This is a genomic window from Gilvimarinus sp. DA14 (assembly GCF_024204685.1).
In the GTDB taxonomy this organism is placed as follows: Bacteria; Pseudomonadota; Gammaproteobacteria; order Pseudomonadales; family Cellvibrionaceae; genus Gilvimarinus.
Genome location: NZ_CP100350.1, coordinates 1,517,886 through 1,532,745, shown reverse-complemented (window position 1 = coordinate 1,532,745; position 14,860 = coordinate 1,517,886). Strand labels below are relative to the sequence as shown.

Sequence of the window (14,860 nt, the reverse complement as noted above, 5' to 3'; positions counted from 1 at the left end):
AGCGCAATGGACGAACTGCTGCTTGAGCTGGAAATACTCGACGATTCACTTGCACTCGATTCACTGGACGAGGACGATACTGAGGAGCTGGAGCTGGAGCTGGAGCTGGAGCTGGAGCTGGAGCTGGAGCTGGAGCTGGAGCTGGAGCTGGAGCTGGAGCTGGAGCTGGAGCTGGAGCTGGAGCTGGAGCTGGAGCTGGAGCTGGAGCTGGAGCTGGAGCTTGACGGAGGATTCACAACAGGCGGCACGCTGCTCGAGCTGCTTGTGTCTGCGGATGAGGAAGAAGAGCTCGGCAAGCTGCTGCTGGTGAGGCTGCTGCTTGACGCCTCACTGGATGAAGCGCTGCTCACCGGACTCGATTCCGAGGACGAGCTCACGCTGGATGAGCTTGATGACTCGGAGCTCGCGCTGGACTCGACGCTTGAGCTGACCGAGCTGTTGCCAGGCGGCGGGGTAGGTGAGTCGGTTCCGCCTGAGCCCCCACAGGCAGTGAGGGTAGCTAGGCTGAGCAGGAAAATCGGATACTTGAGCATGACGTGGCATCTGTAAAGCAAAACGGCTACCTTACCCCCTGGTCTTAGCCGTGCAAATGCCAATACGCAATTGTGTGATTTACTCCTCAGGCAATTCTTCGCGGGTTAAGCGTTAACGGTATAACGGATGCTTGCCCGCGGTTTGGGTGCGGGTTAGTCTAGGCGGCCCAGAAAAACGGCGGAATATTCGATGGAAGATGTGATTGATGAGCTTCGCGAGCACAATATAGAGGTGCCCGTCCCCCTGGAGCTTCCCGATGACGACACCCTGGTTGAGGTGGAGGAGGAGCTGTTGCTGCCTCTGCCCCGCGAGATGCGTCACTTTTTACTGAGCGTTAGCGACGTGGTCTATGGTTCGCTGGAGCCTGTGACTGCCGCAGACCCCTACAGTCATACCTATCTGCCCGAGGTCGCCTCGGTAGCCTGGGCCAATGGGCTGCCGCGTCACCTTGTCCCTTTGTGTGAAGTCAACGGTCACTATTACAGCGTCGAGCCGGAAGGTGAAGTGGTTTTTTGGCGCGATGGTGATTTAACCGATGAGCGCTGGCAGAGCGTATGGCACTGGGCGCAAGAGGTGTGGTTGGAAAGTTGAAGCTTATTATTTAGCTTCTGCCAAAAGAAAGGCCGGTTGTTGCAACCGGCCTTTCTTTGTATGACGTGTCTCAATAAACCGCTAGTAGAGCAGTACTGCCCCTGCCGCAGGCGCTGAGTTATCAGTGCTGTCGCCATTGGTACCTGTGCCTTCGCCAGCTTCGCGGTAAGCAGAAACGGCGAGCGTACTGCCGTCGGCGGTGACCGCCAGGGCTTGACCGAAGCGATCCTGGTTATCGCTTTGCAGCGCTTTTACGTAGCTGCTCTGAGCCCAACCGTCTGCGCCTTGTTTGAAAATATAGACGGCGCCGCTATTGGTGTTGGCGTTATTGTCTTGATCACCGTTGACGCCAACAGCGTTGCTGTCTTCGAAATACGCGCCGACCGCTAAGGTAGAGCTGTCAGCGGACAGGCTTACCGAGTGGCCGAAGCGGTCATATGCTTCTGGGTTGGAAGCTTTGATATAGGTCGTCTGTGCCCACTGCCCGTTTGATAGCTCAAAGAGATAGGCCGCCCCCGAACGATAGGCTGTATCCGGACGGTCTTCCTCATCGCGGTTTTCTGCGTAATCTGACGGATCACCGTTGATGCCTGTCGCCAGGCTGCCTTCGCCAAAGGCTCCCACCGCCAGCATAGTGCCTGCGTTATTAAAGCTAAGCGCACTGCCAAAACTCTGTGACAGGAATGTGTAGCTTGGCTTGATGTAAGCTTGTTGAGACCACTGATCTGCATCGCGCGTGAATACAAATACGGCGCCAGAGTTTGCCGCGGCGCTGTCAGTCGGGCGCTCTTCGTTGACTCCGGTACCGGCGTAGTCTTCTCCGGGAACACCGGTTGCGAGACGGTTGCCATCGCCTGATAACGCTACTGCGGTGCCCAAACCTCCGCCAATGTTTACAACGTCGGATTTGATGTAGGCCTGCTGAAGCCAGCCTGTCTCACTTTTAACAAACACATAAGCGGCGCCGGAGTTGGTCGCATCGTTACTTTGCTCATCGCCATCGATTTCTTCTGCGGCACTATCTTCACCAGGGGCGCCCACGGCCAGGGTGGAGCCATCTCCCGATAAATCTATTGAGTAGCCGAAACGGTCGCCAGTTGTGGTGGTACCGTCGTCACTACTGCTGCTACTGCTAGAAGACGAGGACGAACTCTCGCTGGAAGAGCTGCTCTCGGAAGACGGAGTGTTTGAGGCTTTGACATAGGCCGTTTGTGCCCAGCTGTCGTCGCTGCGCTCGAAGATATACACAGCCCCGGCATCGCTGGCCGAGTTGTTGTCCTGATTGCCATTAATGCCGCGGGCGTTGCTGTCTTCGCGCAGAGCGCTTACCGCCAGGGTATTACCATCGTCGGATAAACTGACATCGTAGCCGAAGCGGTCATTGGATATATAGTATTCCACCGTCTCGCCATCTTCGTCTTCAAGGGTGCGCAGGTTTTCGGTATTTGACGCTTTGATATAGGCCTGCTGAGTCCAGCCGTTATCGCCCATGACAAAAACATAGACGGCGCCGGTAGCGAAGTTGGAGTTGTCGGCCTGATCGCCGTCAATACCTGTGGCGACTGAGTCCTCCTGAGTGGCGCCAACGGCGAGGGTTGTACCGTCGCTCGACATGTCCAGGCTCCAGCCGAACCAGTCTTGCTCTTCGGTGTTGGAGGCTTTCAAATAGCCGATTGTGTCCAGCATCGCATTGAGCGCTACCGCTTCATTGGAGTTGCTGCAATCTCCCTCGCTGACGCAGGCTTCTACCATATAGCGGGCCTCAGCCCAGTTGGTCTGGTGGACGCTCACTGTGTCGTAAATCTCCGGCGCAGTAATATCCTCGCCCACCTGGGTAAAGCCACTGGCGCCGTCCGGGTCTTTATAGACACGATAAAAGGCGGCATTTTCTACCGCGTCCCAGTAAATTCGCAGGGTTTTGGGCGCGGCCCCTTCTATATTGATGTCGGGCCAGCTAGCTGCGACGCTGGAACTGGAGCTTGAGGTGCTTGAAGTACCCGCACTGCTGGAAACACTGGACTGACTGCTGGAGCTCGCCGATGAGTCATCATCGTCGCTGCCGCAGGCCGTTAGCGCTAGAGCGGCGAACAGACAGGGCACAAAGCCAAGCGTCTTGATAAAGGGATACAGCGATTGTCTCATGCAGCAGTTTCCTGATTATTCATTTAAGCGGGGGATTCTGTCCGGTGAGGCTGGGTGTGTCAATGTTTGACGCTCAGCCGCAGGGGAGCCGGCGGGTATCTGACAGAGTAGAAGGAAGAAAATTCCCGCAGGGGCTGCCCGCGGGAAAATCAAACAAGTGCTTTCGCTAGTAGAGGTAAATGGCGCCGCTGTCTTCGCCATCTTCATTGGCGGGGGCGTCAACTTGCGAGCTGTCTTCGCCGGTGGCGGCAACGGCCAGAGTCTCGCCGTTCCCCGACAGAGTTAGGGTGCGGCCAAAGGTATCGTTGGCATCTGTATTGATTGCTTTTAGATAGCTGCTCAGAGCCCAGTTGTCGGTGTCTGAGTATTGGTAAACATAAGCCGCTCCGGCTGCCGGTGCACTGCTGTTGCCCCAGTCATCGCTGATGCCCGTCTCTTCCGAGTCTTCTCGAGGCACACCAATGGCGAGCGTTGTGCCATCACTGTTCAGTTGCACTGACCAACCAAATAGATCGTCCTCGTCGGTCGCTTCGGCTTTGATATAGCGCACCTGTGACCAGTCGCTACCATCAAAACTAAATACATAGGCCGCGCCTGAATCGGGTTCGCCATCTTCATTAAACGGCACATCTAAATCGGCGGTATCGTTAGGGATGGGAGATGGGTGCACTCCGGTTAAATTGCTGTCCTCGTGGGGGGCGCTGACAGCGAGGGTGTTGCCATCGCCAGAAAGTGCCAACGCATAGCCGAACTCGTCGTCAATGCTTGGGTTACTTGCTTTGATATAAGCGGTGTGCTGCCAGCTATTGTTTGCAAACCTTAAAATGTAAGCGGCTCCGGCGCTTTTCGCTTTGAAGTCTGACTGGTTACCGTTTATTTGTCCGTCCGCTGAGTTCTCACCGGGTGCGCCAATCGCCAGGGTGTTGCCGGAGTCGTCAAAGGCGAGACCATAGCCGAATCTTGAGGGTGAGGCTTCGTCACATTCTATACCTGGCGGCATTGGATCAAAACATGGGCTATCAGGCCAGGAGGGAAAACTGGGTTTTATGTAAGCTTCCTGCGCCCAGCTGTCGCTGAGTTGGTAGACATAGACTGCGCCGGCGAGCTCAATGTCATTATTACCTTGGTCACCGTTCACACCAGCTGCATTGCTCGCTTCGAAGGGGGCGCTGATGGCAACGCGGGTGGCGTCGCTGTTGATGGTTGCGCGTATGCCGTAAAAATCGTTGGGATCTGGGTTACTGGCTTTGAAGTAGGCTGTTTGCTGCCAAGCTGAGCCCGATTGCGTGAACAGGTAGGCCGCACCGGAATTGCGAATAGGCTCGTCATCGTTTGCGCTGTTCACTCCCGCAGAGCCGCCATCCTCATAGGGCGCGGTGACCAGTAGCTGCGAGCCGTCAGCGGAGAGATCCACCGCGTAGCCGAACAGGTCACCGTCGCCGCCATCGCTGGCTGGGTTATCGATGCGCCCGGTTTGGCTCCAGCCGCTGTCGGTTTTGCTGTACAAGTAAACTGCACCGGCATCCACGTTATTGCCCGCGTCATAGCGAGGGCTACCCACGGCCAGGGTGCTGCCGTCGTCAGAAATAGCCATAGCAAAGCCATAGGCGGATTTATCTTGTGGCGTGTCGGCTTTCAGGTAGCCGATGGCGTCGATCGCGGCGCCGTCGATATAAATATCTTCGCTTGGCGTGCAGCCAGCGCTGTTGCAGGCTTCAACCTGAAAACGAACGTCGTCCCAGTCCGTTAAATGAGCGGCGAGGGGGTACGCAAATTCGGAGGTGGTGATATCTTCGCTGATTGGCTCGTAACCGGAGCTGCCATCTAGATCGCGGTAAACCCGGTACTCAGTGGCGCCGTCAACATCGTCCCAGGATAGGGTTACCTGTTTGGTGCTGATCTCGGCAGTTACCTGCGCCGCATCGGGTGCCTGAGCTTCGGGTGGGGTTGAGTTGTCGTCGCTATCGCTGCCGCAGGCGCTGAGAAGCATTGTACTTGCGCTGAGCGCCAGCCAAAGTCGGGTTCGGCGTGATATCTGTGTAGCCATGTTGATTCCTCGAAGCTTTTATTTAACCACTATTAACTTAACAGTTAAGCTCCGGGAAATAAGCCGATAATTTGTTAAAAATTTTACGAATCGGCTTATTCGACGATGTATTCAATTCCTGAGATGTCTTCGCCCCAAAACTTCGGCTTGGCGCCATTGGCGAGTCCGGCCTCCAGCGTCAGCCCCGAGTTGCCAAATCCCTGAAAATAACTGAGCGTCAGGGTATGCTCGCCAACATCCAGCAGTCGATAACAGGATTGTTTGCTAAAGGGGCGGTCTTTGGGGTATTGGCACAAACGTTTGTTGTCGATTTTTAGACTGAAGCCGTCGTCGCTGCCCACCATAAAACGATAGCGACCTTTTTCGGTCACTCTAAACCGACTTTCGATATCCGCATAGAAATCCTCTGTCCAGCCCAGCACTCCCAGCACGGGGTGTTTAAAGCGATTGTCCTGATTCAGCTCAACTTTGTCGATCATCACGGTGCGCGTATCAGAGATGTTGCGCGAGTGATTGATATTGGTAATGTTGCTGCGGCTTTTACTCAGTACCAGTGCCAGGTTCTCATCCACCGAGGGCGGAATTACCCTGACAATAATAAGCAGGGCACAAATAAACAGAAGCAGTGAAAAAATTGTATTTTTACTCATTAGCGCACCAGCTCCAGTTTCCAGTAATCAAACCAATTGCGCATTTCAAACTGCGATTCGGTCAGCTCCCAACTGTAGGTGAAAGGCGCAAAAAGAAAAAACACGGCCACAGTCAGCGCGATATAAGCGCCTAAGTTAATGTAGGTGTGACGGCTGCCTTGTTGCAGTTGTTCGTAGAATACGTACTGGAAAATCAGCGCCAAGTTAATAATGCCAAACACAAGGGGCACTAAGTAATGGTACAAGTACATCACTCGCTCAATTTGCAAAATGGCAATCATGTAGCTGATGTATAAACCGCTGAAAGCGCAAATCCAGTAAAACAGCGCGGTGTCCTTGACCGGGTTTTGGTAGACAAATCGACTGATAATGAGGCCGGCGGATAACACAATACCGGCCACCACACTGAACCAGACGATCGGATTGGCGACGATATTGTGATAACGCACATAGGTGACGCCGTCGGTGGTCTGCTTTGACCAGCGGTAGTTAATGGTCTTGCTGCCCAGGGGCCAGTTCATGGCAAAGCTGCCGTTTTCGCCTTCTTTGCAGACGTCCAGGCGCGGTACGCCATCGGCATACTTGGCCATATACTGCCAATTATCCTGCAAGCCTTGGCTGAACGCTGCCGCACTCCAGGTTTGCTCGCTTTTTATCAGATCTTTGTACTCGCGACTCGCATCATAGTTCTTATGCGTGGGCATGGTGCCGCCGAGGCCAATGTGCAGATAGAAAATAGCGAGAAACACCGCGATGACCGGTAGCACACCGCTGGGTACCGTAACGGCCAGCCTTTTTATCAACTCGGCCAGGCGCCAGTTTTTTATGGCCTCCCAGCGGTCGGCGCCGTAGAGCATTACAAACAATAACAGCAGTACCGCGCCGTTGACTTTTACCGATACGGCAAGACCTATCCAAACCCCCAGCCATGCATAATCGGGCAGGGTAATGGCGCGGTTTTGCTGTACCTTTAAGGTAATGCAACGCACGGTTTGATAAATGGCGCCGAGAATAAAAAACAGCTGAATACCCTCGAGCATGGCCGAGCGCGCGTGAATGACCAAGGCATTGTCGAAAATTAAAAGAAAGCTAAACGCGAAGGCCAAGTGCGCATTACCGCTAATGCGACGGATGATGCCGTAAAAAAACAGCACCGACAGCGCCATCAGCAGCGCAGAGGGAAGGCGGTAGGCAAAGTATTCAATGCCCCCTTCGGGGAGATGCTGATCGCGCAGATAATCGGTGTTGGAGAACTTGGATTTATCTTTATCGCTGTTTAAGCCCAGCGCCGCTTCACTGCCCGCCATTAACAGTTTGCCCAAGGGTGGGTGGGGCTCCATATACATCACGCCGTCAATATACTTTTGCGCCGAGGCGATATGGTAGTTTTCATCCCAGAACAGGGCGTTGGGGTGGCCGAGGCCAATGGTGTAAACACTCAGCGAGCACACCATCAAAATGGCCAGATACAGTTTATGAAGATGTCGGGTGATTAGATCGCGCATAGCTTATCCGGGTCGCACAGCTTGTTCAGGTGTTGTTATCAAAACGCGGCCAGATCATAACCGATTGCGCAAAGCTTGCCTAATAAGTGCCTATCAGGGTGTGAGGCGCGCCCGTTAATCGACAGGGTGCAAAGCAATCTGGCGGGTATCCATACCGCGCCTAGGGGCGGGGAGAGAGGGATAAAGCTGCTGCATAACCTGCCACGCGGAGGCTCGGTAGGTGGTGAGCTTGCCCCCCATTACGGTCAGAACGCGTGGCTTGGAGCGCTGGTCTGAGATCATCATTACATCGCGGCTGCGGCCAAAAGCACTGCCTTGAGTTTTGGGGAGCACTCGTAAACCCGCCATGGTTTGTGCTGATGAAGGCAGCAGGTGTAGGTCGGGGAAATAGTGTTTCAGAATATTCAGGAGGTAATGGGTTTCGTGGGGGTGGCACACCGCCTGTTCGGGCGCGTCTTGATGAGGTGTCTCGGTGGTGCCCAGCAGCAATTTACCCTGCCAGGGTAAGGCAAACACCGCCCGCCCATCGCTGGGTGACTCCAGGTAGTAGTGATGCTGCAGCACCGGGGGCAGCAACAGATGACTACCTTGTACCAGCTCAACCGGCGGCAGTGCCGGTGTGGGGGTGATTTTCTTGTTTAGCTCGCTGGCCCAGGGGCCCGCGCAATTGACCAATACTCGCGTAGATAAGTGTTGCACACGACCGCCCTGGTAAAAGTTCACCTCGATGTCGCCGGCCGCTTGTACTGTGCTTGTTTGCGCTGAGGCACGTAGAGCCGCACCGGTAAATTCAGCCGGTTGCAGCAGTTCGGCCCCCAGCTGCTGCGCCGATGCCATTACCGCTCGGGTTAGGGCGCGATCATCTGTTTGCGCTTCGAAGTAACGGTATATGGCGATTAGGTTCTCGTGGCGAATTGCATCCAATTCGGGCCATTGGTTTTTATTCAGGCGGCGAAATTGGGTCGTAGCGTCCCAACCCGACAGCAAGCGGTAAAGAAAAAGCCCCGTGTGAATGGTTAAGGGGTTGCGCTTGCTGTTTTTGTAGATAGGTATATGTAGGGGGGCTAGCTTGACCAGCTCGGGCGCTATGCGCAGCAGGGTTTCCCGTTCTTGCAAGGACTCGCGCACCAGAGAAAACTGGAGCGATTCCAAGTAGCGCAGTCCGCCGTGAATAAGCTTGCTAGAGTTGCTGGAGGTCGCGCCGCCTACTTGCGAGGATTCGAGCACCGCCACTTTGTAACCTGCTGCCGCTGCCGCCTGAGCTACGCCCGCGCCGGTGATGCCCGCGCCGATTATAGTAATGTCATAGCTCACGCAAAACCCCTGCAGCCGGTGGCCCGACGGTTTGGCGAGCCCTGCCGAGATGCTAAAAGATTGTGCGCTGGGAGTAAATGCGCCGCAGGCTGCGCGGCGCGAATAAGATCGCTGGAGCTAGCTATCGCTCGGGCTCATCCCGCCGTAGGGGAAGGGGGTGACTTTTTCGCCTTTAAATTCACTGACCTTGGCGGCGCCTTCTTTTTCCACCTCGTCAATGCGCACAATGGCGTGCATGGGCAGATACGAGCGTTTCACTCCGGCGAACTCGGCTTTTAGCTTTTCCTCACCTGGGTCTACTACCACTTGGCTGCGCTCGCCGAACACGAACTCCTCGACTTCAATAAAGCCGTACATTTCGCTCTGGTAGATGGCGCGGGCGAAGACTTCAAAAACCTGTCCCTGATTGTGGAAAATCACCTTGTAAATAGGGCGTGAGTTCATGGTGTACAACGGGTATCTCTGCTGTTGAAAAAGGGCGCGAAGAATAGCATATCCGCAGCTCAATGGAAGAATTTTGCACAAAAAATAATCATTTTTTGCCTGCGGGCTATGGGATTTGGTCATTGAGATAGCTATAATGCGCGGCCTTAAATTTCGTCCCAATGCAGGCCCGCACTCTATGTCAGCGACCGAGACACCGGTAAAAAAGCTCTACATCAAGACCCATGGCTGTCAGATGAACGAGTATGATTCATCGCGCATGCGCGATCTTCTGGGGGAGTCCCACCAAATGGTGGCCACCGAGAACCCCGAAGAGGCCGATGTGGTGCTGATTAACACCTGCTCCATTCGTGAAAAAGCGCAGGAAAAGCTCTTTCACCAATTGGGGCGCTGGAAACAGCTGAAGGAAAAGAACCCCAATATGATTATTGGGGTGGGCGGTTGCGTCGCCAGCCAAGAGGGCGATGCGATTGCCGAGCGCGCGCCTTTTGTGGATCTGATTTTTGGCCCGCAAACCCTGCACCGGCTGCCCGAGATGATGGAGCAGCCCCGTGACAACGGCGCGGTGGTAGTGGATATCAGTTTCCCCGAGATCGAAAAGTTCGACAAGCTGCCCCAGCCCGATGCCGATGGCGTGAGCGCGTTTGTCTCGATCATGGAAGGTTGCTCCAAATACTGCACCTTCTGTGTGGTGCCTTACACCCGCGGTGAGGAAGTGAGCCGTCCGGTGGCCGATGTAATGCGCGAGGTCGTCCATCTGGCAGCCCAGGGCGTGCGGGAGATTAACCTTTTAGGGCAAAACGTAAACGCCTATCGCGGCGAATCCGATGACGGCATTGTCGACTTGGCTGAGCTGATTACTTTCGTCGCCGCAGTAGAGGGTATTGACCGCATTCGCTTTACCACCTCGCACCCGGTGGAGTTTTCCGAATCGCTGATCGACGTCTACGCCGAAGTGCCCGAGCTCGTCAGCCATCTGCATCTACCGGTCCAGAGCGGTTCCGACCGTATTTTGATGGCGATGAAGCGCGGCCACACCGCGATCGAATATAAATCCAAGCTGCGCCGTATTCGTGAGCACCGCCCGGATATCAGTTTTTCCTCTGACTTTATTATCGGCTTTCCCGGCGAAACCGAAGACGATTTCGCCCGCACCATGAAGCTTATTGGCGATATCGGTTTCGATACCTCGTTCAGCTTTATTTACAGCCCGCGCCCGGGCACCCCGGCCTCGGATTTACCCGATGACACTCCCATGGAGGTCAAAAAACAGCGCCTGAAAATCCTGCAAGATCGTATTACCCAGCAGGCCCAGGCCATCAGTCGTCGCATGGTGGGTAATGTCGAGCGGGTGCTGGTATCCGGCTACAGCAAGAAAGATCCGGGGCAGCTGTCGGGACGTACCGAGAATAACCGCGTAGTCAACTTCCGCGCGGATGATCCGGCTCTGATCGGCAAGTTTGCCGATGTGCGAATCGACCAGGCTCTGCCCAATTCGCTTCTGGGTACGCTGATCGGCTCTGAGCTCGACGAAATGTAATCATCGATTGCTATAACCACAGGTTTGTAGCCCCGAGCCGGTAATAAAGAATTCGCCGGTTCACGGGCTTCCCCCTAACTGGGTAATGGTTTACGCTTTGAATCAGAAAACGCAACAAGAGTATTTATCCATCCTTGAATAAACACGTCGTGCCCGATACCTCTCAGGTCACCTGCGAGGTGATTCTTGAGCCAAATGACAACCGCCGTCTTGCCAGTTTATGCGGTCAGTTTGACCAGCACCTGCGCCAGATCGAACAGCGCCTGAACATCGAAATCCGTAACCGGGGTAATCACTTTGCTCTGGTAGGCGGCCGCGCTCTCGCTGAAACCGCCGCCGAAGTGCTGCGCGAGCTGTATCGCGAAACCAGTACCATCGAGTTGACTCCCGACGAAATCCATCTGGCGCTGCAAAGCGCAGGAATCGAACAGCTTATGCAACAGACCTCTGCCGAGCCGACGGCTGCGCCCGCCGGCGCTGAGCAAAACGAAGAGAAAATTCCCGCCGGTACCGTACTCATTCGAACCAAAAAGTGCACCATTAAGCCTCGCGGCGTTAACCAGCAGCGCTATGTGCGCTCAGTCCAGACCAACGATATCAACTTTGGTGTTGGTCCGGCCGGTACCGGTAAAACCTATCTGGCCGTGGCCTGTGCGGTCGAAGCGCTGCTGCGCGATGACGTAGAGCGTATTCTGCTGGTGCGCCCCGCCGTTGAGGCGGGCGAAAAGCTGGGTTTTTTGCCCGGTGATCTGGCCCAAAAGGTAGACCCTTACCTGCGCCCGCTGTACGACGCCCTGTTTGAAATGCTGGGCTTTGAAACCGTCGGCAAGCTGCTCGAGCGCAATGTGATTGAAGTGGCGCCGCTTGCCTATATGCGCGGCCGCACCCTGAACAACTCGTTTGTGATTCTGGACGAGAGCCAGAATACCACCTGTGAACAGATGAAAATGTTCCTGACCCGCATCGGTTTCGGCTCTACCGCCGTGATTACCGGTGATCCCAGTCAAATTGACTTACCGCGTGGCCAGAAATCCGGCCTCAAGCATGTGGTTGAGGTACTGAACAACGTCGAGGGAATAAGTTTTACTCACTTTGGCTCTAAAGACGTAGTGCGCCACCCGCTGGTACAGCGTATTGTCGAGGCCTACGATGCCTTCGAAGCGGCCAACCCGGATCGTGAGCGCTGAGCCATGAGCGTCCAGGTGGATATTGATATTCAGGTCGATGACGACCAACTGCCCAGCGACGACGAAGTACACCGATGGGTGGCGGCGGCAGTCGCAGGCCATCGGGATCCAGCCGAAGTCAGCCTGTGCATTGTCGACGCCGACACCAGCGCCGAGTTAAACGGTCAATACCGAGGTAAGCATTACCCTACCAACGTTCTTTCCTTTCCCGCCGATCTGCCCGCCGAGCTTGAATTACCCTTGTTGGGGGACTTAGCCGTATGCGCTGAGGTGGTAGCGCGTGAGGCTCGCGAACAGGGCAAAACCCTAAAGGCCCACTGGGCTCATATGCTTGTGCACGGTACCTTGCATTTGCTAGGTTACGACCACATTGACGACACTGACGCCGAGCGTATGGAAACGCTGGAAACCGAGATTATCACCGGGCTGGGGTTTGCCCCCCCCTATGCTGAAGCCGGCACCGACACTGGTGCGGGCAACCCCTATACGACAACGACACAGGAATCATCAGTGCCATGACGGACGACCCATCGAGTAGCAGCGCGTCGCGCCTCCAGGATAAACAGGAGAAGTCTTGGTTGGATCGGGTGCTCAACGCCTTTTCCGGCGAGCCCAAATCCCGCGACGACCTACTGGAAATTATAAAAGACGCCGCCGACAACAAGTTGTTGGACCAGGAGGCGCTCAGCATCATCGAAGGCGCACTGGACGTGTCCAGCCTGCAGGCGCGGGAAATCATGATCCCGCGCACGCAAATCGTCGCGGTAAAAATTGACGATAAACCAAAAGACTTTCTGCCCAAAATTATTGAGTCTGGCCACTCGCGTTTTCCCGTGATTGGCGATTCTATCGACGATATTAAAGGCATATTACTGGCCAAAGACTTACTGCGGATGATGCTGGAGGGCAACAACGATTTTAGCCTGGAGCAGATTATTCGCACCGCCAATATCGTGCCCGAAAGTAAACGCGTTAATGTGCTGCTGCGGGAATTCCGCGAGCAGCGCTACCATATGGCGCTGGTGATTGATGAGTACGGCGGTATCTCTGGTCTGATTACTATTGAGGATATTCTCGAGGAGATCGTCGGCGAAATTGAAGATGAAACCGATGAAGAGATTTCCGACGAGCACATCAAAAAAGTCAGCGATACCGATTATGTGATCAAAGCGCTGACCCCGATCGAAGATTTCAACGATTATTTCGAAGCCGGGCTGTCGGATGAAGATTTTGACACCATCGGCGGTATTTTGATGCAGTCTTTTGGCCACCTGCCTAAGCGCAATGAAACTACCGAGGTAGACGGCTTTACCTTCCGCGTTCTCTATGCCGATAATCGGCAAATTCATCTGGTGCGTTTAACACTTGATCGGCACTGAGACCATAATCACCGGCACTGTCAGTCGCGGACTTAATCGCCTGCGCTGGTACAACGCCGCCGCCCTGGCACTGCTGGCCGGGGCCCTGCAGCCTCTGGCGTTTGCGCCTTTTAATCTCTGGCCGTTGGCCCTACTGGGGCTTGCGGTTTTTCCGCTACTGTTATTTAAAGTCGCCAGCCGTCGCGCCTGGATAGTGGCGCTGGCTTTCGGCCTAGGGCTTTACGGGGTGGGGGTGTCGTGGATTTTTGTAGCCATTCACCAGTTTGGCAATGCATCGGTCTGGCTGGCGGGGCTTCTAACCGCGCTTTTTGTGCTCTTTATGGCCGGTATTTTTGCCGTGCCCTTTGTCATCTGCCGCTCACTGATGGGGCACGGCCGCTTGGGGATTTTGCTGGGGTTTCCCGCCTGTTACCTGCTCGGTGAATGGCTGCGTTCCTGGTTGTTAACCGGCTTCCCCTGGCTTTACCTGGGTTATGGTCATTTGCAGACGCCGCTGGCCGGCTGGGCCCCATTGTTTGGTGTGCTCGGGCTCAGTTTTATTACCGCCTTTAGCGCCGCTACCCTCGCCGCCTGGGGCTTTTTTATGCGCCCGTCTGGCAACCTGTGGATGGCGAGCATTATGGTGTGTGCGCTGTGGTTGGTGGGTTGGCAGCTTGAAAACGTACAGTGGAGCAAGCTGAATCGCGACCAGCCCATCAGTGTGACTATGGTGCAGCCCAATGTGGCGCAGGAGTTAAAGTGGAACCCGAAATTCGCTCAGCCCACCCTGGATCGCCTGATGGATTTGAGTGAGCCTCACTGGGACAGCGACTGGCTGATCTGGCCCGAAGCGGCGGTGCCGCTCACCTACAACAACGCCCTGGATTTTCTCAATCGGGTTAACCGCCAGGCGGCGGATACCAATACCGGGCTTGTTACCGGGATTATTTACGACGATTTGAGTCGCCGCCGCTATTACAACTCGGTGACAGGCTTTGGTGAGGCCATGGGTATATACCACAAGCGTCGGCTGGTGCCTTTCGGCGAATATGTGCCCCTGGAAGATTGGTTGCGCGGCACTATAGAGTTTTTTGATTTGCCTACCTCTTACATTCATCGCGGCCCGGATGATCAGCGGGGCCTGCTGATTAATGATGTCAGCATTGCTCCCAGTGTGTGCTATGAAGTGGTTTACCCATCGCTGGTGGCAGAGAGCGCCAGGCATCGCAATGTGCTGTTAACCGTAAGTAATGATGCCTGGTTTGCCGACTCAATCGGTCCTTTACAGCACCTGCAAATGGCGCAGATGCGTGCACTGGAGACCGGACGTTACCTGTTGCGCAGCACCAATAATGGTGTGAGTGCGATTGTCGACCCCAAAGGGAGAGTCGTCGAAAAAAGCCGTCAGTTTGTCAGCGCTACTTTGAGCGGTGTTATTTATCCCGCCTACGGCGACACACCGTTTATGCGCTGGGGTAGTTGGCCGGTGGTGTTTTTGTCGCTGGCGCTGCTGCTCGGTTTGCTGGCCTCGCAGCGTCGGTATTAGCG

General features: G+C 55.1%; 13 protein-coding genes. 7 read left to right on the top strand and 6 right to left on the bottom strand.

Going from position 1 to position 14,860, the window contains the following annotated elements:
* The first annotated feature begins 6 nt into the window (after window positions 1–6).
* Together NHM04_RS06795 and NHM04_RS06790 are read left to right on the top strand one after the other, a co-directional pair.
* On the top strand, window positions 7–549 hold the full coding sequence (locus NHM04_RS06795) for a hypothetical protein (protein ID WP_254266235.1): 543 nt from the start codon (window positions 7–9) through the stop codon (window positions 547–549).
* 174 nt (window positions 550–723) lie between these two features.
* Window positions 724–1,125: an SMI1/KNR4 family protein gene (locus tag NHM04_RS06790; protein WP_254266234.1), complete on the top strand. Its 402-nt coding sequence runs from the start codon at window positions 724–726 to the stop codon at window positions 1,123–1,125.
* 81 nt (window positions 1,126–1,206) lie between these two features.
* On the opposite strand, the gene NHM04_RS06785 is transcribed toward NHM04_RS06790, so the two are convergent.
* The 6 genes from NHM04_RS06785 to NHM04_RS06760 all read right to left on the bottom strand — a co-directional run bounded on the left by NHM04_RS06785 (window position 1,207) and on the right by NHM04_RS06760 (window position 9,227).
* Window positions 1,207–3,267 carry an FG-GAP repeat protein gene (locus tag NHM04_RS06785; RefSeq protein ID WP_254266233.1) on the bottom strand — a complete coding sequence of 687 codons (2,061 nt, stop codon included), beginning with the start codon at window positions 3,265–3,267 and terminating at the stop codon, window positions 1,207–1,209.
* 166 nt (window positions 3,268–3,433) lie between these two features.
* The gene (locus NHM04_RS06780) at window positions 3,434–5,314 is read right to left on the bottom strand and encodes an FG-GAP repeat protein (RefSeq protein WP_254266232.1); all 1,881 of its coding nucleotides are present in this window, start codon (window positions 5,312–5,314) and stop codon (window positions 3,434–3,436) included.
* A 95-nt stretch (window positions 5,315–5,409) separates the two neighbouring features.
* A complete protein-coding gene (locus tag NHM04_RS06775) occupies window positions 5,410–5,964 on the bottom strand; it encodes a PA14 domain-containing protein (RefSeq protein WP_254266231.1) in 555 nt (184 codons plus the stop codon).
* Window positions 5,964–7,469, bottom strand: coding sequence for a phospholipid carrier-dependent glycosyltransferase (locus NHM04_RS06770; protein ID WP_254266230.1), 1,506 nt, complete (start codon window positions 7,467–7,469; stop codon window positions 5,964–5,966). The genes NHM04_RS06775 and NHM04_RS06770 overlap by 1 nt, the downstream gene beginning before the upstream one ends.
* A gap of 114 nt (window positions 7,470–7,583) precedes the next feature.
* Entirely contained in the window at window positions 7,584–8,783 is a 1,200-nt protein-coding gene (locus tag NHM04_RS06765; protein ID WP_254266229.1) for a glycerol-3-phosphate dehydrogenase/oxidase, read from the bottom strand.
* Between the two features lie 117 nt (window positions 8,784–8,900).
* Window positions 8,901–9,227, bottom strand: coding sequence for a DUF1820 family protein (locus NHM04_RS06760; RefSeq protein ID WP_254266228.1), 327 nt, complete (start codon window positions 9,225–9,227; stop codon window positions 8,901–8,903).
* 178 nt (window positions 9,228–9,405) lie between these two features.
* Between NHM04_RS06760 and miaB the strand changes: the two genes are divergently transcribed.
* The 5 genes from miaB (at window position 9,406) to lnt (ending at window position 14,858) form a co-directional block, all read left to right on the top strand.
* A complete protein-coding gene (gene miaB, locus NHM04_RS06755; protein WP_254266227.1) occupies window positions 9,406–10,767 on the top strand; it encodes a tRNA (N6-isopentenyl adenosine(37)-C2)-methylthiotransferase MiaB in 1,362 nt (453 codons plus the stop codon).
* A 149-nt stretch (window positions 10,768–10,916) separates the two neighbouring features.
* Window positions 10,917–11,954, top strand: coding sequence for a PhoH family protein (locus tag NHM04_RS06750; protein WP_254266603.1), 1,038 nt, complete (start codon window positions 10,917–10,919; stop codon window positions 11,952–11,954).
* A gap of 3 nt (window positions 11,955–11,957) precedes the next feature.
* Entirely contained in the window at window positions 11,958–12,473 is a 516-nt protein-coding gene (gene ybeY / locus NHM04_RS06745; protein ID WP_254266226.1) for an rRNA maturation RNase YbeY, read from the top strand.
* Window positions 12,470–13,333 carry an HlyC/CorC family transporter gene (locus tag NHM04_RS06740; protein ID WP_254266225.1) on the top strand — a complete coding sequence of 288 codons (864 nt, stop codon included), beginning with the start codon at window positions 12,470–12,472 and terminating at the stop codon, window positions 13,331–13,333. The genes ybeY and NHM04_RS06740 overlap by 4 nt, the downstream gene beginning before the upstream one ends.
* Entirely contained in the window at window positions 13,320–14,858 is a 1,539-nt protein-coding gene (gene lnt, locus NHM04_RS06735; protein ID WP_254266224.1) for an apolipoprotein N-acyltransferase, read from the top strand. The genes NHM04_RS06740 and lnt overlap by 14 nt, the downstream gene beginning before the upstream one ends.
* The last annotated feature ends 2 nt before the right edge of the window (window positions 14,859–14,860 follow it).